Origin of the sequence: Alcanivorax sp. 97CO-5, from assembly GCF_000524665.1 — a bacterium.
GTDB classification, from domain to species: Bacteria; Pseudomonadota; Gammaproteobacteria; order Pseudomonadales; family Alcanivoracaceae; genus Alcanivorax; species Alcanivorax borkumensis.
This window is the reverse complement of sequence record NZ_KI965905.1, coordinates 1-20,012: the sequence shown is the minus strand read 5'-3', so window position 1 is coordinate 20,012 and position 20,012 is coordinate 1. Positions and strand designations below refer to the sequence as shown.

17 protein-coding genes and 1 tRNA gene are annotated in these 20,012 nt (G+C 54.6%); 3 read left to right on the top strand and 15 right to left on the bottom strand.

What is annotated here, in order from left to right; all coding sequences use genetic code 11:
• The first annotated feature begins 299 nt into the window (after positions 1–299).
• Positions 300–1,334, top strand: a complete 1,035-nt coding sequence (locus Y017_RS11750; RefSeq protein ID WP_011589070.1) for a DUF2804 domain-containing protein — start codon at positions 300–302, stop codon at positions 1,332–1,334.
• Positions 1,328–1,864: a DUF4282 domain-containing protein gene (locus Y017_RS11745; protein WP_011589071.1), complete on the top strand. Its 537-nt coding sequence runs from the start codon at positions 1,328–1,330 to the stop codon at positions 1,862–1,864. Before Y017_RS11750 ends, Y017_RS11745 begins: the two co-directional genes overlap by 7 nt.
• An 84-nt stretch (positions 1,865–1,948) precedes the next feature.
• On the opposite strand, the gene Y017_RS11740 is transcribed toward Y017_RS11745, so the two are convergent.
• From Y017_RS11740 to Y017_RS11670, 15 genes are all read right to left on the bottom strand, one after another.
• Positions 1,949–4,105, bottom strand: a complete 2,157-nt coding sequence (locus tag Y017_RS11740; RefSeq protein ID WP_035461015.1) for an acetyl-CoA hydrolase/transferase C-terminal domain-containing protein — start codon at positions 4,103–4,105, stop codon at positions 1,949–1,951.
• Between the two features lie 41 nt (positions 4,106–4,146).
• Positions 4,147–4,476, bottom strand: coding sequence for a multidrug efflux SMR transporter (locus tag Y017_RS11735; protein WP_035461014.1), 330 nt, complete (start codon positions 4,474–4,476; stop codon positions 4,147–4,149).
• 44 nt (positions 4,477–4,520) lie between these two features.
• Positions 4,521–5,552, bottom strand: coding sequence for a GTP-binding protein (locus Y017_RS11730; protein ID WP_035461013.1), 1,032 nt, complete (start codon positions 5,550–5,552; stop codon positions 4,521–4,523).
• Positions 5,553–5,557: 5 nt separating this feature from the next.
• Positions 5,558–6,592 (bottom strand): dihydroorotase, encoded by a 1,035-nt coding sequence (pyrC, locus tag Y017_RS11725; RefSeq protein WP_035461012.1) that lies wholly within the window; start codon positions 6,590–6,592, stop codon positions 5,558–5,560.
• Positions 6,593–6,750: 158 nt separating this feature from the next.
• A tRNA-Ser gene (locus Y017_RS11720) sits at positions 6,751–6,840 on the bottom strand.
• A gap of 106 nt (positions 6,841–6,946) precedes the next feature.
• The gene (gene csrA, locus Y017_RS11715; protein WP_011589077.1) at positions 6,947–7,135 is read right to left on the bottom strand and encodes a carbon storage regulator CsrA; all 189 of its coding nucleotides are present in this window, start codon (positions 7,133–7,135) and stop codon (positions 6,947–6,949) included.
• A gap of 210 nt (positions 7,136–7,345) precedes the next feature.
• Positions 7,346–8,572 carry an aspartate kinase gene (locus Y017_RS11710; RefSeq protein WP_011589078.1) on the bottom strand — a complete coding sequence of 409 codons (1,227 nt, stop codon included), beginning with the start codon at positions 8,570–8,572 and terminating at the stop codon, positions 7,346–7,348.
• A 156-nt stretch (positions 8,573–8,728) separates the two neighbouring features.
• Entirely contained in the window at positions 8,729–11,320 is a 2,592-nt protein-coding gene (alaS, locus tag Y017_RS11705) for an alanine--tRNA ligase (protein WP_035461011.1), read from the bottom strand.
• 234 nt (positions 11,321–11,554) lie between these two features.
• A complete protein-coding gene (locus tag Y017_RS11700; protein WP_011589080.1) occupies positions 11,555–12,322 on the bottom strand; it encodes a sulfite exporter TauE/SafE family protein in 768 nt (255 codons plus the stop codon).
• A 251-nt stretch (positions 12,323–12,573) separates the two neighbouring features.
• Complete coding sequence (locus Y017_RS11695; RefSeq protein WP_035461010.1) at positions 12,574–13,038, bottom strand: regulatory protein RecX; 465 nt, start codon at positions 13,036–13,038, stop codon at positions 12,574–12,576.
• On the bottom strand, positions 13,031–14,065 hold the full coding sequence (recA, locus tag Y017_RS11690) for a recombinase RecA (RefSeq protein ID WP_011589082.1): 1,035 nt from the start codon (positions 14,063–14,065) through the stop codon (positions 13,031–13,033). The genes Y017_RS11695 and recA overlap by 8 nt, the downstream gene beginning before the upstream one ends.
• A 202-nt stretch (positions 14,066–14,267) precedes the next feature.
• Positions 14,268–14,756 carry a CinA family protein gene (locus Y017_RS11685; RefSeq protein ID WP_035461009.1) on the bottom strand — a complete coding sequence of 163 codons (489 nt, stop codon included), beginning with the start codon at positions 14,754–14,756 and terminating at the stop codon, positions 14,268–14,270.
• A 41-nt stretch (positions 14,757–14,797) separates the two neighbouring features.
• Positions 14,798–15,517, bottom strand: coding sequence for a YebC/PmpR family DNA-binding transcriptional regulator (locus Y017_RS11680; protein WP_035461007.1), 720 nt, complete (start codon positions 15,515–15,517; stop codon positions 14,798–14,800).
• Positions 15,518–15,833: 316 nt separating this feature from the next.
• Positions 15,834–17,189 carry a wax ester/triacylglycerol synthase family O-acyltransferase gene (locus Y017_RS11675; protein ID WP_011589085.1) on the bottom strand — a complete coding sequence of 452 codons (1,356 nt, stop codon included), beginning with the start codon at positions 17,187–17,189 and terminating at the stop codon, positions 15,834–15,836.
• A gap of 177 nt (positions 17,190–17,366) precedes the next feature.
• On the bottom strand, positions 17,367–17,843 hold the full coding sequence (locus Y017_RS11670; RefSeq protein WP_035461004.1) for an NYN domain-containing protein: 477 nt from the start codon (positions 17,841–17,843) through the stop codon (positions 17,367–17,369).
• A 328-nt stretch (positions 17,844–18,171) separates the two neighbouring features.
• Between Y017_RS11670 and Y017_RS11665 the strand changes: the two genes are divergently transcribed.
• Positions 18,172–19,791: a class I adenylate-forming enzyme family protein gene (locus Y017_RS11665; protein ID WP_035461001.1), complete on the top strand. Its 1,620-nt coding sequence runs from the start codon at positions 18,172–18,174 to the stop codon at positions 19,789–19,791.
• Positions 19,792–20,012: the final 221 nt, after the last annotated feature.

Below are 20,012 nucleotides of genomic sequence, written 5' to 3'. Positions count from 1 at the left end.
CCAGCCCCTGCTAACACGCGGCAGCCTCTTCTATCACTGCGACACTCCCAGCGAAGGGGAAATGCTGGCCGCTAGCCACGAGCACGGATGGTGGCGAACCATACATGAGTTGGATGAGGGTACTAGGTCCATCATTGATCGTCCGTTCTGGACGCCCCCGTTTATGTCGGACAAAGAGCCCACTTTCGTTGATCCCCCTTCATTGATTGACTATGTTGGATCAAACTCTCGCCCCTCATGGTCACAAACCCTCTCCATGACCAACCGGGCTTCATTATACCTGTCAGCTGGCCGACCCTATGAAATCACAACAACCGCCGGCCTTAGTTAATGATCAAGGCCAGGTCGCTTTCGGCGTATTCCCGCACACTGTTGCTACCATCAACGGTCGTGAAGCGGATTATCGCACCCCCATGGGCAAGCCGGCGTCGTCTTTTACTCGGCATTTTCATTACAAGCAGTTCCAGTACTTCGGCATTATCAGCGATGAACTTCTAGCCGGTTGCGCATTTGCCCACACGGCCTACTTGGGCATGGCTTTTTTCTATCTTTTTGAGCCGCAAACCGGCGTTCTCCACCAGTATACTTGGCGCTCACCATTAGGCAAAGGGTTGCACATGTCGCCTTCTCCACGACAAGGAGAAAGCGTATTTCAGCAAAAGAATGTGGTTATCCGCCTCGGTTACCAGCAGGATAGTGTAGGTGCTCTCAGCAAAAGTCTATCAGTGAAGTTAGACGACCTAACCCTCCATGCCCAGATGGACGAAGGCACAGATTTTCAACCCATGTCTTTGTGCACCCGCACCGGTATTAATGGTTGGGTGTATGCCAATAAAGTGGCAGGCAAAGCCGTCACCGGATCACTGCAGCGCCAAGGCAAGCATACTGACCTGACTGCCTTAGATGCCAGCGGGCACCATGATTTTTCCGCCGGCTATATGCGCCGTGAAACCTTTTGGAATTGGGCCTGCCTGTCCACCCGGGTGGGCGACACTCGCGTCGGACTGAACCTATCCTGCGGTGTCAATGAGACAACCTTTTCCGAAAACTGCTTGTGGATTGATAATGTCATGGTCCCTACCGGCGGGGTGCTATTTGATTACAATCGTGATGATCTGATGCAACCTTGGGATATCCATAGCCTCTGCGGGCGGGTAAACCTGCAGTTCACTCCCAACGGGAACCACAAAGAGCGCCTTAATTTGGGCCTCTTTGCCAGCAACTTTAATCAGCTGTTTGGCCACTTCGATGGCGAACTTCGCCTGGATGACGGGCGCCGACTTTGCATCAAACGCCACTACGGTTTTGTCGAGGAGCAATACGCAAAATGGTAGATCAAAAACGCGACACCGATGAAAGTACCGACCAACAAACTTCCACACCGGCAACCTTCAATGAAAAAATCCGCCGGGGTTACTTCTGGATGGTGCAATACTGGCGCGAACTATTTAACTTCAAGTTCGATAAATACATGATCATTCAGGTCCTACCGGGTGTGTATGGTATCGCTCTGGCCGCCATCGCCTTGGTTCTGATTTATTTGTGTGTGGACGCGTTTATGACGTCCACTTGGCGCGGCCTTTTTTACTTTTTCATTGGCGCGCCACTCACTTTCCTAGTAACCGCATCGGTATTACGCGCCCTGCTGGAATTTTACATGGTGATGTTCAAAATTGCTGCTCACGTGGATGAACTGGTGGGGTTACGCGACACGGTTGATCGCTTGTCCGGCATTAGCGACAGCGTCGACGAAATGGTTTCGGTGACCCGTCGCATTCCTTTCTGGCGCACCCTTTCCAGTAGCGACCGCCCCCGCCCGGGCCGAAAAATCAACCCGGAAAACAAAAAGAACGATAACAAGTAACGCCTTCGCCAACAGGGGTTACGGCAGCGCTCTCTGCCGCCCCAGCCTAGACACCCAACAGACTGGTGGAAAGCCTGTATAAACCTAGTTTTCCTGTGTGGCCTCCAGCGCAGTCAGCAACAAGCGCTGGAAAATATGTTCTCGAACCCCTTCCGGCTTGTTAAGTTCCATACGTTTCAATTGCGCAGCAAACTCGGACGGGCTGCCATCGTGGAATAACGCCCTGCGTCCCAATTTCAGGTACTCCTTGTGACTCACTTTTTCTTTCAACCAAGTTAACGCTGTCAACAAGCGTTGCTCGACCTCAGTGAAGTCCGTACCCAGCGGAAACAATGGAAAGCTATCCTTACCGCACCGTTCTGCTATTTCGTGCAGGTGTTCGGGATTATTACGACGATGCACTTCAGGTATTTGGTAATCCTCACGCAATTTACCTGCTGCCTGAGCTTGCTCCATCAGCTCTATCTGAAAACGGCTATCGGCCACGTTTAGCATGGCCATCACCACTTCCTCATCGGTCTTACCACGAAGGTCGGCAACCCCATATTCTGTGATCACTATATCGCGCAAGTGTCGAGGAATGGTGTTATGGCCATAACTGAACACTATATTGCTCATGACCTCGCCAGCGCGTTCTCGCCAGGCTCGTACCATTAAAATAGAACGGGCACCTTCCAGCTCATGGGCCTGGCTGACAAAGTTATACTGCCCGCCTACCCCGCTAAGTACCCTGCCGTTTTCAATTTGATCCGAAGCCACCGCGCCAAGCAAGGTGACGGTGAAAGCGGTATTCACAAAACGGGCATCTTGACGCTGTAACCGTTTGAGGATTTCATCACCATACAAGTGATTGATGAAACTGATCCGGGTCATGTTAATTTGGGCGTGCTCTTGCTTACTCATCTCCCGCAGGCGCGCATAAAAATCACGGGGGCCCAGGAAAAAGCCACCATGCATGACTACCCCCCCAACCAAACGGTCACCGAACACCGCTTTCAGAGCCTCACGGGTGGTGCGATCATCCAGATCATTGGGTACCGTCACCCCATTGGGCAACTGTAATTCATCCCCGTGCTTATCAATTTCATTACGAAAAATGCCAAACCGCTTCAGCGTACGCAATTGCTCCTTATCCAGCCGCCGACTAATTGCTGACTGTTCTCGCAAAGCATCCAGCAGTGCCAGCCCCGGGGTGGTCGGGTTATGCATTTCCAACCGTTGCAATGGCGCCCAGTCATACACAGGGCGGCGAATGATGCCGTCATCAATCAGCGTCAACAGCCCATGGGTCATCATTTCGCTACAACCATAAACGCCCTCACGGAAAACACCGGTTCCCCCTTCTTGTTCAATCAGCGCCTCATGCTCCGGTGGCACTGCCCAGGCTTTTACTGCCTTCAAGTAACGGGGGTTATCCTGATCTCGCAAGCGCAAATGGTGCACCAGCGCATCACCCAATGCTCCAATACCGATTTGCAACGTACCGCCATCGCGCACCAAAGTGCTGGCGTGCAGCCCAACGAAATGGTCCTGAATATTCACCGGCATGTTCGGTGTACTGAACAAACGGGTATGTCCTTGCGGATCATCTACCAGTAGATCCATTTCGGGCAGCCACTCCTCCACCCGAGCATCGTTCTCCATAAACGGCAGATCCCGATGCACCTGGCCCACGGCCAAAATGGTTTCACCGGCTTCACGGCGCGCCTTTAACAGCGGCATAAGGTCGAGAGTGACTTCTGGATTGCAGGAAAAACTGTATTCATCGTTGCCGTCTACCTGGCGATGCGCCAACAACTGTGCCACCACATTCACGCCCCGAGCATTGAGGTCTCGCGCCACATGAGTGTAGTTACTGCTAATGTAATGTTGTTGCGCCACATCATTGCCCAGTATGCTGCCTGGCTGCACAAAAAACTCGAATACACGAATATTGGCAGGCAGGTTTCCACGTTTCTGCGCGGCCAAATAGGTTAACTCTTCGTAGTCAGCAAAAAGCCGATCGGCAAACGGATTCAGAAAACGCTTTTCCAAATCGCTGCCAGCACTGGGCTTGCTCAGAGATAAAGCCGTATAGATATCAAGGCTCAAGCGTGTGTCCGCCTCCACACGGGCGTAGAGCGCATTCACAAACCGGTTAGGCTTACCCAGCCCAAGCGGCATGGCTAGGCGAATTTCGCCACCAGTGGCCTCAATAACCCGATCCACCGCCAGCTCTACCTGATTAATTCGATCCGTCACAACATCTCCTTGTTTTTAATCGGCTTACTGACTCAACGTGCTCAATGGCTGGCCGTATTAGAGACCAGCGTGACCAACACCACGCCCGTAATAATACAACCCATACCCACCATGGCAGGCACGTCAGGGAGCTGCTTGAAAAACACCGCTCCCACCAACGCAATCAATACGATACCCACTCCTGCCCAAACCGCATAGGCGATACCCATAGGAATAGTGCGCAAGGCTAGGGACAGGGCATAAAAAGCAATGGTATAGCCCACTACGGTGGTCACCGAGGGCCACAACCGGGTAAAGCCCTGAGAGGCATTCAATGCCGACGTGGCCACGACTTCCGCCACAATGGCTAGGGACAAATAGAGGTAACCCATAAAACTCTGCCGCAATGAAAGGCGCTTTCGTTAGGGCTGGCGGTTCACGCCGAAGTCGTCAGCAACTGATCCAACAATGCCTGCCAGTGTGCCAGTTGTTCGCCCGCAAAGTCAGCCTGATTATGTCTCACAATCAGCACCAGTCGCGAGTCACCGTCTTGGTCAGGCCAATCATTCAATGGTGTCATCTCCGGAGCTTGCCCCGCCACCCACTGCACCAGCAAAGGGCCATCCAAGCCGCTTACCTGCAGCAACCCTTTCACCCGCACCAACGCTTCGCCGCATTGCTCTTGTAACTGCTGCAGAGCAGCTTGCCACAGCGCCCAACTCAATCCATAGGGCCAGCGCAAGGAAGCACTAAATAAGTTATGACGCCCCTGGCTCTGTACCGGGCGACTCACCAAACCGGATACCGCAGGCGTAGCAGGATCAACCACCAGCGAAAACAGACCCGTCACCCTGCAGCGTCGCTCAAAAACGTTATCCAGCAATTGCGAACCGGGATCATCGTTGTCCAATCGATATTGCCGTGCTGTCGCATTCAGCTCCCGCAACTGCGACTGCAACCCTTGTAGTGAAGCCTCATCGACCTGCTCTGCCTTGGAAAGCAACAACACATCTGCAGCGTGGATTTGCTCGAGCACTTCGGGGTGGCGGTCAAGCGCATCGGTACCGGCCAGGGTATCCACCACAGTCAGTACAGACTGACAAAAAAAGCGTTTTTTTAACCAGAGATCCTGCTCCAGTGGTGAAATCACACCAAAGGGGTCCGCCGCCCCCGTAGTTTCAATCACCACAGTTTCAAAAGCAGAAATGTCTCCGCTCTTGCGAGCCATGAACAGGTTGCGCAATGTGGTGGACAAGGAGCCCTGAATCACGCAGCACAAGCAGCCCCCAGCCAGTAGCGACACCGGCACATCTCGGCGACCGGTAAGGTACTGGTCGATGCCAATATCACCCAGTTCATTGATGATCAAGGCAACGTTCTTTCGTTCGCGTAACCAACGATTAAGCAGTGTGGTTTTACCGCTACCCAGAAAGCCAGTCAGCACTACAACCGGAATGCGTGGTTCCATGGCGATCAACCCAGCGACCAGGGCAGCTGCTCGCCGGCAAAGAAAGGCACCACCGGCTCACCTGCTGCATCGATTACTGTAGGCACAGCCCAAGGTTTACGCACCAAGGTTACGGTATCAGTGTGGCGAGGCAGGCGATAAAAATCCGCACCGAAGTGACTGGCAAACCCTTCCAGCTTGTCCAGCGCATTGTGTTGCTCTAGGAAGGTCGCATAGAGCGGCAATGCCGCACGAGCTGAATAACAACCGGCACAACCGCAGGCGGCTTCTTTCTTAGTGCGTGCATGGGGTGCAGAATCAGTGCCCAGGAAGAAACGGCTATTGCCTTCAATCACCGCTTTCTGAATAGCTTCTTGATGCTGGCGACGCTTGAGAATCGGCAGACAGTAATTGTGCGGGCGCACGCCTCCCACCAGTAAATCATTGCGGTTCATCAAAAGATGCTGAGGTGTGACCGTCGCCGCTGTAAGCGCATTCGCCTCGCGCACAAAGTTAACGCCTTCTGCCGTGGTCACATGCTCAAAAACAATGCGCAATGCTGGAAATTGGTCACGGATATCCGCTAGGTATCGGTCGATGAATACTCGCTCCCGATCAAAAATATCGACCTCCGCATCGGTGACCTCACCATGCACCAGCAGCGGCACATCGTGCTTCTCCATCGCTTCGTAGAGATGCGTAATTTTGCCCGGGTCGGTCACCCCGCTGTCGGAGTTGGTGGTGGCCCCCGCTGGATAGAGTTTGAACGCATGGACAAAATCACTGTTCGCAGCGCGCTCTACTTCCTGCACCGGAGTGCTATCCGTGAGGTACAACACCATCAACGGCTCAAAGTTCACCCCAGCCGGCACCTGCGCCAGAATCCGCTCACGATACTCGGCGGCCTCGGCCACGGTATTTACCGGCGGTGTCAGATTAGGCATAACAATGGCCCGGCCAAATACATTTGCCGTGGCAGGCACTGTCTCCGCTAACAAATCGCCGTCGCGAAAGTGCAAGTGCCAATCGTCAGGGCGAGCAATAGTCAGGGAGTCGGTCATGGGATCACCTTTTACCATGGAAATGGGGACAGCGGTTCGGGAGCGTAGTGTAGCGCAAGTTCAGGGCTAGGCGGAGTTAGGAAAGCCAATGCTGCGCAGAAGCAGCGCCAGCGGAAACAATACAAAAAAAGCCCCGCATTGCGGGGCTTTTTTGAATATGGCGGAGAGGGCGGGATTCGAACCCGCGATACAGTTTCCCGTATGGCTCCTTAGCAGGGAGCTGGTTTCAGCCACTCACCCACCTCTCCGGAATGCGGTACTGCTTGTGGTCTGGTGGTGAACGCTCTTAATCGGCCCTGTCACCAAACTCGCCGCGCATGATAACGACTTTGCGAACAAAATACAGCTCAAAAATCAGGCAGACTCGCCATCTGATGATTTTTCGTGCTGAATTCGCTGATAAATTTCTTCACGGTGCACGGCAACTTCTTTTGGCGCATTCACACCAATACGAACTTGATTGCCTTTTACTCCCAGCACAGTAACAGTGACTTCGTCACCCACCATCAAGGTCTCACCAACTCGACGCGTAAGAATTAACATATGATCCCTCCTGGGGTCCTTTCATTTCCGTGAGCGCTTTCCGTACCTAAGGCTCGCGGGTTGCCGTCCTTGACGACTCCTTGGTGTAGAGACCTTTACCCACCCCTGGCACGGGGCCGATAGTATGCCTGAATCACATTCTCAAGTCTTGCCGTGAAAGGGGGCTAGACCGACCGGTCGTCGCCCCACACCTACCTGATGGTATGTCGCTCAGACGCCGGGCTGATCCAGCTCGAAGGCGGAGTGCAGGGCACGGACTGCCAGCTCCAGATACTTCTCGGCGATGACCACTGACACTTTGATCTCAGAGGTGGAAATCATTTCGATATTGACACCTTCGGTAGCGAGCGCTTGAAACATTTTGGACGCCACGCCAGCATGAGAACGCATGCCCACGCCCACCAAAGAGACTTTGGCAATCTTGTCATCGCCGATGATTTCCGGGTTACCCAGCTCTTCAGACGCATTACGCAGGGCTTCCTGAGCGCGGGCAAAATCGTTGCGATGCACAGTAAAAGTGAAATCGGCAGCACCGTCTTTACCTACGTTCTGTACGATCATGTCCACTTCAATGTTTTCTGCACTCACCGGGCCGAGGATTTTGTAGGCAATACCCGGGGTATCCGGGGCGCCACGCACGATGATCTTGGCTTCATCACGGGTAAAGGCAATTCCGGAGATTACCGGCTTTTCCATATCAACCTCGTCTTCGACGGTAATAAGTGTCCCAGGGCCATCCTGGAAACTGGACAAAACACGCAGCGGCACATTGTATTTGCCGGCGAATTCCACAGAACGGATCTGCAGAACCTTGGAACCCTGGCTAGCCATTTCCAACATTTCCTCGAAGGTAATGCTGTCTAGGCGGCGGGCGTTATCCACTACTCGTGGGTCGGTGGTGTACACACCATCCACATCGGTGTAAATCTGGCACTCATCCGCCTTCAGCGCAGCAGCCAACGCTACCGCGGTGGTATCGGAGCCACCACGGCCCAGCGTAGTAATGTTGCCGTCATTATCAACACCTTGGAAACCCGCCACCACTACCACACTGCCACCATCCAGATCGGCGCGAACCTTCTTGTCGTCGATCTCTTCGATGCGGGCCTTGGAGTAGGTATTGTCGGTGCGCAGAGGAATCTGGCTGCCGGTGTAGGAGCGGGCATTGAGGCCTTGCTTCTGCAGCGCCATGGATAACAGGGCGATAGTGACCTGTTCGCCGGTAGAGACCAGCACGTCCATTTCCCGTGGAGAGGGTTTGTCGGTAACGCCGTTGGCCAGCTCGATGAGCCGGTTGGTTTCCCCACTCATTGCGGAAACCACGACGACCACTTGGTCACCCCGTTTGTGAAAGCCCGCTACCTTCTCGGCAACGGCCTGGATACGTTCGACTGTACCTACCGAGGTACCGCCGTATTTCTGCACGATAAGAGCCATAAAGTCGCTTTTTCTGCAAAAAGGAGCGCGAAACTATACCAGAGACGCGCCACCATTTCATGTTGAGGTGGTGTGGAGGAATGAATTTGAGCCTCATTCCGCCACCAAAGTGGGTTTTCTTGGCCAAAAATACCCCGCATTAGTGGCCCAGCAGCCCTACTCGGCCACCCAGGCCTTTACACTTTCCAGCGCCCCGGGCAGCGCAGCGGGATTATTACCGCCACCCTGGGCCATGTCCGGGCGACCACCGCCGCGACCATCAACTTGTTCGGCCACGAACTTGAGCAGATCACCCGCTTTGTATTTGGTGGTCAGGTCCTTAGTAACACCGGCCACCAAAGCCACTTTTTCGCCTTCCACTGCTGCCAACACAATCACCGCGGAACCCAACTTGTCTTTCAGCTTGTCCATAGTGACCCGCAAGGTTTTACCATCGGCACCATCAATCTGCGTCGCCAACACCTTCACACCATTAATATCCTGTACTTCACTGGTCAAGTCACCACCGGCGCCGCTGGCCAATTTCTGCTTGAGACGCTCGATCTCTTTTTCCAGTTCACGGACTTTCTGTGCCTGGCTACGCACGCGATCAGCAGCATTATCCAGCGAGCTTTTCACCGTGGCCGCAATCTCGCTGAGCGCGCGCTCCTGTCGGCGCATCACCGCTAGCGCATGCTCACCGGTGACCGCTTCAATACGCCGCACACCTGCCGCTGCGGAGGCTTCCAGAGTAATGCGGAATAATCCAATATCACCGGTGCGGTTTACGTGGGTGCCGCCACACAATTCTTTGGAAAAACCGTCACTGCCCATACTCAGCACACGCACCTGATCATCGTATTTCTCACCAAACAGTGCCATGGCACCGGCTTCACGGGCGGACTCAATATCCATCAACTCCGTAGTTACCGCAGTGTTAGCGAGGATCTGACGATTCACCAGAATTTCAATCTCTTCACGCTGGGCTTCGCTGACCGCTTCTCCATGGGAGAAATCAAACCGCAGATAGTCCGCCGATACTAACGATCCTTTCTGCTGTACATGCTCGCCCAACACGTTACGCAGGGCGGCGTGCATAAGGTGGGTTGCGGAATGATTACGCATCACCGCAAGACGACGATCCACATCCACACAGGCCGACACCTTGCCACCAATGGTCAAGCTGCCGCTTACCTGCTTGCCCACATGCACATGTGCTCCCTGACGCTTACGGGTATCGGTGACCATGAAGCGGGCTTCATCCGCAATTAGAGCACCGGTATCACCCACCTGCCCACCGGATTCCGCATAGAACGGCGTACGATCCAGCACCACCATGCCTTCTTCGCCGGCATTGAGGGTGTCCACAGCGGCGCCGTCCTTGTATAAAGCAACCACCGTATTGTCATCGGCCAATTTCTCGTAACCGGAAAAATCGGTTATCGCATCGATATTCAGGCGATCGCTGTAATCATTGGCAAAGCTACCGGCACCACGGGCCCGCTCTCGCTGGGCAGCCATGGCGGCCTCAAACCCGTCCATATCCACGCTCAAATCGCGCTCACGGGCTACATCCGCGGTCAGATCCGGTGGAAAGCCATGGGTATCGTAGAGGTTAAACAGCACGTCACCGGGCAACACCCTACCATCAAGCTGCTCAATGGCACTTTCCAGTACTTTCATGCCCGCAGCCAAAGTGCGGCCAAATTGCTCTTCTTCCGCCAGTAGGGCCTTTTCAATTCTCGTCTGTTCCCGGCCCAGCTCCGGGTAGGCCTCACCCATCTCCGCCACCAGTGCGGCCACCAAGGTGGAAAAGAACGGTTTGTCCTGCCCTAGCTTGTGGCCATGGCGCAGGGCGCGACGAATGATGCGGCGCAATACATAGCCACGACCTTCGTTGGAAGGAATCACCCCATCACAAATCAAAAAACTGGCTGAACGAATATGGTCTGCGATCACGCGCAGTGATTTCTCTTCCAGATCAGTACAGCCCGTGGCCTTGGCCGCAGCTTGCAACAATGCCTGAAACAGATCGATCTCGTAGTTGGAATGTACGCCCTGCAGCACTGCGGCAATGCGCTCCAGGCCCATGCCGGTATCAACACTGGGCTTAGGCAGAGGCTGCAGTTCCCCATCTGGCTGGCGGTCATACTGCATGAACACCAGGTTCCATATCTCGATATAGCGATCCAGATCCTCATCTGCAGAACCCGGTGGGCCACCGGGCACATCGGCGCCGTGGTCATAAAAAATTTCAGAGCTCGGGCCGCATGGGCCGGTATCGCCCATTTGCCAAAAATTGTCTTCGTCCAACCGTGAAAAGCGCTCGGCACTGACTCCCATTTCTTTTAGCCAGATATCAGCGGCTTCATCGTCGGAAACATGCACAGTAACCCACAGCCGCTCTTCCGGTAGCCCCAAGGTGCCAGTGAGGAACTCCCAGGCAAACTTGATCGCTTCGCGCTTGAAATAGTCCCCGAAGCTGAAGTTGCCCAGCATCTCGAAGAAGGTGTGATGCCGCGCCGTATAACCCACGTTTTCCAGGTCATTGTGCTTACCGCCGGCGCGGACACAGCGCTGGGAGCTTGTAGCACGCGTGTAATCCCGGGACTCACGTCCCAGAAAAACATCCTTGAACTGGTTCATGCCCGCGTTAGTAAACAACAGTGTCGGGTCATTAGCAGGTACCAGTGAGGAGGACGACACCTTGGTGTGCCCCTGGCTGGCAAAATAGTCCAGAAAGGCCTGGCGTAATTCAGCACTTTTCATAAGAGAAACGTTTTCTTGGCTGGCGGTCAGAGGCGCCGAGTATACCGCCCTCAAGGCGTGGTTGCGATGGTGACAAGTTAACCTGAAGCAACAAACCCCAAGCGGCAACAAAGAAGCATCACCTGTAAAGCTGACAGACCCTGGCCACGTACAAACCTGAGAGGAAAAATACGGTCATAAGCGCTCCCCGCTCACCCTCTTTCTTCTCGCACCTTATGGGGTATGGTTTGAAGCTCACCCCTTGATTGCCGCGGCTAGGCATACTGCCAACACCATCACCAGCAAAATACGCTTGAGCACACGTGGGGACACGGCGTGAGCAAAGCTGACCCCAAGCCGAACGCCAATCAGACTACCCGCCGCAACCACCAGCCCAGGCAACCAGGCCACCTGCCCCCGGGCCACAAAGATAGCCAGCGCTAATATGGTGAAGCTGCCCGTGATAGCCAGTTTCAACGCATTACTGCGTAGCAGGTCGTAGCGTAACTGCCCGGCAAGCACCGCCAGTAACACGAAGCCCACGCCCGCTTGAACAAAACCACCATAGGCTCCAGCGAAAAACAGCCCTATCCAGCCCGACAGGCTGGTATTAGGAGACAATGGCACTGAGTTCGGGTCCGGTGACATCTGCGACGGGCGCAGCACCATTAGTAACGCGACCACCACCAGCGTAATTAGAAGCACAGGCTTAAGAATAGTTTCGGGAAGAAAGGCTGCTGCCAGCGCCCCCACCAATGTTCCCAGCAAGCTCGGCACCAATATCGCGGGCAGATCGGCAAAGGGCATAGAGCCACGTTTATTGAATTGGCGCACCGCTTCCGCGCTTTGAATCAACACTGCAACGCGCATGGTACCGTTGGCCAGGGCCGCACTCATGCCGCTGAGCATTAACAGTGGCAAGATCAGCAAACCGCCGCCTCCTGCCAGAGTGTTGATAAAACCTGCCAACACACCAGCGCCTAGCATGGCAGCCACCAGCCAAGGATCAGACAGGTATTCCATGAAAAATCTCACACACGCATTAAAAACGCAGAATACGCCGCCAAGAAGATGCTCACCAGAGCACAACACATATACTCCCGCCCAATCGCATTCCCGCGCTAAGAGCATGAGCAACGCTAGCGGCACGCTCACCTAAGGGCATCTCTATCTGTCCTGTGCGCTCTGTGGCGAAAGTGCTTTTGGTCCTGGCTTGAATTTCGCCGCCAGCAACGCAACGGGGGAGCACTTGAAAGCACAAGAAAACAGCAGACTTAATCCTGTTCAGCGTCCTGCATATCCAGCGCAGCGAAGCTCTGTTCCGCATTAAAGCCGCGACTTTGCAGAAAACGTAGCTGCTTGGCTTTTTCTTTCTGGTCTTCGGGGTAGTGCCGGAAACGGCGGGCACGAACGTCTTTCGCCAGCGCGAACCAATCTACCTCGGCATTCTCTAGCGCTTCAGCAATCCAGTCATTCTCAACGCCTTTTAGCTGCAGTTCCTGACGAATCCGCAACATCCCCTGCCCTCGCTCAATACGCGCGCGCACAAAAAAACCGGCAAAGCGCCGGTCATCGATAAAATCGTGCTCCTCACACCAGGCTAGCACCGCCTCCAGCGCCGGCTGATCCCCCAGGCGCTGTTGCAGCTTGGTGACAAGCTCACGGCGGGAGTGATCGCGCCGGGCCAGCAGGGCAACTGCCCGCTGGCGCAACTCGGCTTCGGTCAGCGGCTCACTCATCGTCAGCGGGGGCGGCCTCTTCTGCCGGGGCTTCAGCTGTAGGGTCCGGCAACAGGCGGGCCCGGATTTCGGTTTCAATTTCTTCGGCAATGGCCGGGTTTTCTCGCAGGTACTCGCAGGCGTTCTGCTTACCTTGGCCAATCTTGTCGCCTTTGTAGGCATACCAGGCGCCAGATTTGTCCACCAACCCCTGTTGAACACCCAAGTCCAACACTTCTCCCAGCTGATTAATGCCCTGGCCGTAGAGAATCTGGAACTCAGCCTGACGGAACGGCGGCGACACCTTGTTTTTCACCACCTTCACCCGGGTTTCGTTACCGGTTACTTCGTCGCCCTGCTTCACCGCACCAATACGGCGGATATCCAAGCGTACAGAGGAGTAGAACTTCAGGGCATTACCACCGGTGGTGGTTTCCGGGTTACCAAACATCACACCAATCTTCATGCGAATCTGGTTAATGAAGACCACCAGTGTATTGGCGTTTTTCACATTACCGGTAATTTTACGCAGCGCCTGGCTCATCAGACGAGCCTGCAACCCCACGTGGGTGTCACCCATTTCCCCTTCGATTTCAGCTTTCGGCACCAGCGCCGCCACAGAATCGACGATGACCACATCCACCGCGCCCGATCGCACCAGCATATCGGTGATTTCCAGTGCCTGCTCTCCGGTGTCTGGCTGGGAAACAATCAGGTCGTCCACGTTTACGCCCAGCTTTTCTGCGTAATCCGGGTCTAGCGCATGCTCAGCATCCACGAAGGCACAGGTGGCGCCTTTTTTTTGAGCTTGGGCAATCACGCTCAATGTCAGGGTGGTTTTTCCGGAGGATTCAGGGCCATAAATCTCGACAATACGGCCCTTGGGCAGACCGCCAATACCCAAGGCAACATCCAGCCCCAGTGAGCCGGTCGAGATGGAGGGCATGCGCTCACGCTTGCGATCGCCCATGCGCATGACAGAACCTTTGCCAAATTGGCGCTCAATCTGTGACAGCGCAGCGGACAGCGCCTTACTTTTATCGCTCATTGTGACCCCTCTCCGTGTTCGGCGCGTCATTCATTGACGCTAACCGTATCTAACCGTATCCGACCCGCCTTATCTGACCTTTCGACCAGCACTGGCGTTATGGACAGTATTATGAACAACATTGGCTGTGCATTGCAACCTTCCAGATCGTTGTCTGGTCTGCCCCGCCTCAGCAGGGCTGAAAGGAATAGCCTGATTGTGGCTACTTGAGACGGGCATTCAAGCCCAGAATGGCGTGCAGGATGGTCTGCTGACGGACGGCATCGCGATCCCCGTCGAATTGGAAACAGCGAGCTTCTGCATGACCCAGCTTCTGCCCCCAGGCAATCCAGACGGTGCCCACCGGCTTATCTGGCGTGCCGCCATCCGGCCCGGCGATACCCGTCACCGCCACACTCACATGGGCACGGGAATGGCTAATAGCGCCCCGCGCCATGTCCAGTGCCGTTGCTTCACTAACCGCGCCCGAGGTCGCCAACGTGGAGGCCGGCACGCCAAGCATCTCTTGCTTAGCCTCATTAGAATAGGTGACAAAACCCCGATCGAACCAAGTGGATGCGCCGGACAGGCTGGTGAGCGTCTGGGCAATGCCCCCCCCGGTACAGGACTCCGCAGTGGCCAACAGCAAACGTTGTTTTTGCAGGGCACCGGCCAGTGCGACGGCGGCGGCGAGGATGTCGTTATCCAGCACAGGGCATTCTCCGTTGCGGATTGACGATTGCAGGACTGGAATCAGCCCAGATCCACGTTGTGATAGACGTTCTGAACGTCATCCAAATCATTCAACATGGCCATGAATTTATCGAACATGTCCATGTCTTCGGCGCTGATGGTGGTGTAACTCTGCGGAATAAACTGAATTTCATCCACCTCGAATTCCAATTCCCCGAAGGCCTCGACCAGCGCCTGCTTAGCCTTGAAATACTCGGTGTTAGGCGTGAACACCGTCAGCATACCGTTATCGTTTTCTATTTCGCTGACATCCACATCCGCATCCATCAGGGCTTCGAGCACCGCATCTTCATCTTCGTGGGCAAAAACGAAAATCGCCACGTGATCGAACATGTGGCTCACCGTACCCTGGGTACCGATCTTACATTTGGTCTTGGTAAAGGCCATACGCACATCACCAAAGGTACGATTCGGGTTATCAGTGAGGCATTCAATCAGTGCCATGCTGCCACCAGGGCCATAGCCTTCATAGCGGGCCGGGGAGTAATCCTCACCGCCACCCCCTTTAGCCTTGTCGAGGGCTTTATCAATCACATGACCGGGCACCTGATCTTTTTTGGCGCGTTCAATCAGGCTGCGTAATGCCAGATTCGCAGTAGGGTCCACACCACCGGATTTCGCGCTAACGTAGATTTCCCGACCATAGCGGCTGTACACCTTGGCTTTCATGTCCGAGGTTTTCGCCATGGATTCTTTGCGGTTTTGGTAGGCGCGGCCCATAGACATCTTGCTCCAGAGGAATTAGTTGCCCGGTATTTTAAGGGAAGATGCAGGCGAGAAGAACAAAAGAGCGGTTGGGAGTGGCAATTTAACGTACGCCTCATAAACCTTCGATTACATCGATACACCTACTCCACCAGAACACAGCCCCCTGAGGGATGCGGCAGCATGGGCTCCATACGCGAACCCGTTAGCATGCCGGCAACGTGCGGTTAAGGGGAAAAACATACAGCAGAAATGCCCGTTGATTATCGACTCAATCCCCAAGCTGCAATGTTGTTAGGGAGCCTCTATACATCAAGTCACCATTACCGAATCAAGGCTCCAGTTCCACCAGCGATTCTTCGAGATAAACCAGAAAACGCTGAATATGAGGCAACGTGTCACGGCAACCGATCACGCCAAACTCAAGGCTATTCTTGTAGCTCACCACAGTGATATTTAGGGCGTAACCATGCAGAACCAATGACACCGGATAGGTAGCCAACATCTCCGCACCATTGAGATGAAGCGTTTCCTTCGGCCCCGGCACATTGGAAATCACTAGGTTAAACATGGGGCTTACGCGCCCGGACAGGCCCGTGACCTGCCCCAAAGACAGCGGCATATTGGTCAGCACCGTATAAACATCGATCTCGGACTTCTGCATATCACCAAGCCGAGATTTCACCGCTTTCATGGAATCCTGGATTGCGGCCAGCCGATTCAGCGGCTGAGCAATATGCGTACCCAGGCTTACCTGAACCGTAGTAATGGCATTGCCACCCTCACCAGCCTGATCCGCACTACGCAAGGCTACTGGCACCTGGGCCACCAACGGCTGATCGGACAAGGCATCCTGACTGAGCAGATAGCGACGCAGCGCGCCGCCACACATGGCAAGGAAAATATCATTCACCGTACCGCCATGCTGTTTGCCCGCGGCTTTAATCCGCGACAGCGACCACGACTGGGCAGCAAAGCGTCGCGCGCCCGTCACCCGGCGGTTTAGCTGGGTTTTCGGCGCCCGATAGATAGTCTTTACGTTGCCATCCTTGGGCTGTCGCAGCAGGTCCACAAGCTGACCACCACCTCGGCGCAGGTTATTCATTGTTCCTTTCATGCCGGCATTCGCCGCTGCAGCGCCACGGCTCTTTCTCGGTTTCTTCTCTGCATCCCACTCGCCAGACCAAGGGGCGGGTAAACGGTCTTCGGCACAAGTAGCTAGGCGAGACTGCATTAGGTGCATCCCTGCCACCCCATCCACCATGGAGTGATGCATCTTGGTATAAAGAGCGAAACGGTTTCCCTCCAACCCCTCGATCAAATAGCTCTCCCACAACGGGCGGCTAGGATCCAAACGCTGGGCGTGCAACCGCGATACTAACGCCAACAGCTCACGCACCCGTCCCGGCCGAGGCAAGGCAGAATGCCGTACGTGGTAGTCAATATCGAAATTTTTGTCTTCCACCCAAGTAGCATCTAAGTACAGGGGCAAATGAGACTGAATCTTTTGGTTAAATGGGCGGCAGATGCTATCCACATCCACCAGGTATCGATAGATACTTTCCACATAATCCTCAGGAGCACCTTCTGGAATGGCAAACAACGCCAGCCCCCCCACATGCATAGGGGTTTCCCGGGTCTCCATCATTAACCAGCCGGAATCCATAATAGACAATTTACGGGCCATGCTTGCTGCTCCTTATTGTTATCCGTATCGCAGTGGCCTGACACCTAGGGTAGGCTCGAACGTCCTATCATCCGGATTTTTAACCCCAGAGCATTAGCAAAATCGTTGCGTTTGGTTATCAACAGTGAGCCAAAGATATCCATTGCCGCGCCTATCAGCGCTCGGAAGTCTCTGATATCACTTTAATAGCAACGCATCTCCTATCGGATGAAACACCGAGGCACTATCAATCAACGAACGCGCAGTCAGCGGCTCAACCCCATACACTTCAGTACGAACCCCCGGGTTAGCGCCAACTCGCGTTAGTAACACATCAAAATCTCCGTCCCCGGAAAGCAACACCACCGTATCCACCTCTGGAGCCAGCGTCATCACATCCACCGCAATGCCCACATCCCAGTCACCCTTGCTGGAACCGTCACTGCGCTGAATATAGGGTTTGAGTTTAACCGTGAAGCCAATGTGTTTAAGCGCATCCTGAAATTTCGTCTGCCCGTCGTCGCCACGGTGAGTGGCATAGGCCAATGCGTGAACTATTTCGCCCTGCGCCGACAGCTGCTGCCAAAGCGCCCGATAATTGAAAGGCCGCCCAAAAGCTTGGCGGGTGGTGTAATAAATATTCTGGACGTCAGCAAAGACGGCGATGCGAGGCATATACATTCCGGTTAGCGAGACTTTTTGAATGCGCTTCGGTGGAGATCACCGCCCTTTCCAAAGCGGCCCATTGCGGCTCTTTACCGTAACTTACTACAGCAACATGCCCTCAGCATCTACACCCATGCCGCCACTTACACCAAGAAATACAATATTAGCAATGCCAGCAAAATGATCGAGACGTTCAAACCCGTCCTAGAAAAATAAGTATCACTGGCGGATAGTGTCGAAGCACTACTGGCAGGAATATGGTCCCGAGTGTCGACGTCAACCATCATCGCTTCCAATTGGATGGCAACAACAATAACCGTCACAGGAGAATTAATTCATGATTTTGCACAAACCTGAACTGGTTGAGAAATATACGAACATGGGGCACTGGGGGGACAAGACCCTGCTCCAGCGCGCTGCCGCCAATTGTATCGCCCACCCAGAGCGAGAAGCGGTGGTGGATCCCCCCAACCGGAACGAGCTGGTGGGCACCCCCGCCCAGCGCCTCACCTGGGCAGAGTTCGGCCAGGCAGTGGATGCTACGGCAGCAGAATTGTCGCGCCGCGGCTTTGGTAAGGACGACGTATTAGTGGCCCAGTTACCCAACGTGTGGGAGCTGGCCATGTTGTACCTAGCCGCAGCAAAGGCCGGCGGCTTGCTTTCTGCACTGCCTATGCAATGGCGAAGCAAGGATGTGGGTTATGTGAAAAAAATGACCGAGGCCCGTTTCTACGCGTCGGCTGAGAGCTTTCACGGCTTTGATTACCAAGCTCTAGGCCAGGAGCTGGGTTTCGAGCACTACATTGGCCTGAAAGAACTGACCGATATTGCCCGCAGCAAACCCAGCCAGGGACCTGAGGTGCCAGTAGAAGCCAATGATATTTTTACGCTGTGCTGGACATCTGGCACTGAGGCAGACCCTAAAGGCTGCCCCATGAGCCACAACAACTGGGAGTACATGATTAACCTCGTGTTCACCACCTGTGGCTTGCAGCAGGGCGACCGGATTCTATGCGTGGCGCCCCTGGTAAACATGACAGCGGTGGGGGTGAACTACGTACCTTGGCTAGCGGCAGCAGGGACCCTAGTGCTGCACCATCCCATCACGCCGGAGATCTTGCTGCGCCAGCTTACCGAAGAGCGCATTCAATATACCATCCTAGTACCGGCGATGCTGAACATGATCGCCAAACTGCCCAACGTGGACCAGCTCGATCTGTCCAGCGTGCGGACCATCACCACCGGGTCAGCACCGCCTTCTGCCTGGTCCATGCAGGAGTTCAAGCGCCGCTGGGATATCGACATCGTCAATATCTGGGGCCAGAACGAAGGCTCCTGCCTAGTGGCCGGCCCCGCCGACGTACCTGACCTGGCTATGCGGGTGGATCATCTACCCTGGTGGGGCAGAGAAAGCGTCGAATGGCCCTCCGGCATCAATGGCATTGAAGTGAAGATTCTCGGCGACCAGGATGAGGAAATCACCGAGCCCGGAGGCATCGGAGAGCTTTGCTACCGAAGCCCGGGGGTCTTTGCCGGTTACTTCCAACGCCCGGACATCACCGAGCAGTCTTTCACCGCTGACGGTTTCTTCCGCACCGGAGACCTGTTCATTGTGCAAAATGCCAACCACGTAGGCTTTTACGATCGCAAGAAAGACATGGTGATCCGCGGAGGCTTCAACATCTCCAGTGTCGAGGTGGAAAACGCCGTGCTTGGCTTTGATAAGGTGCAAGACGTGGCCGTCATACCCCACCCGGACGAAATCATGGGGGAGCGTGTCTGCATTTGCGTGGTGCCTGCGGATGAGAGCCATCCGCCAGCGTTAGAGGAAATCAATGACTACCTGAAGAGTCAGGGTATGAGTGTTTACAAGCTTCCCGAAAAGATGAGGCTAGTAGATGTCATTCCCCGCAATCCGATAGGTAAGATCATGAAGAAAGAATTGCGGGCTCAGTAACGCAAAAGGGCCGGAATGTTGTCTTCCGGCCCGTTTTATTGCACTTCTATATCCATTTTTACAGGCTGTACTCATCGGGGACACGCACAAAATCAAGACAGAAATAATCCGGTTACCTGACTCAAACACCAGTTGTTCACTCCCCCTTCTGTTGAGCACGGGTTCTCATTGATTTCGGCCAGGGGCAGTGGACATGTAATCCCCCCGAAAATTAATCGAGG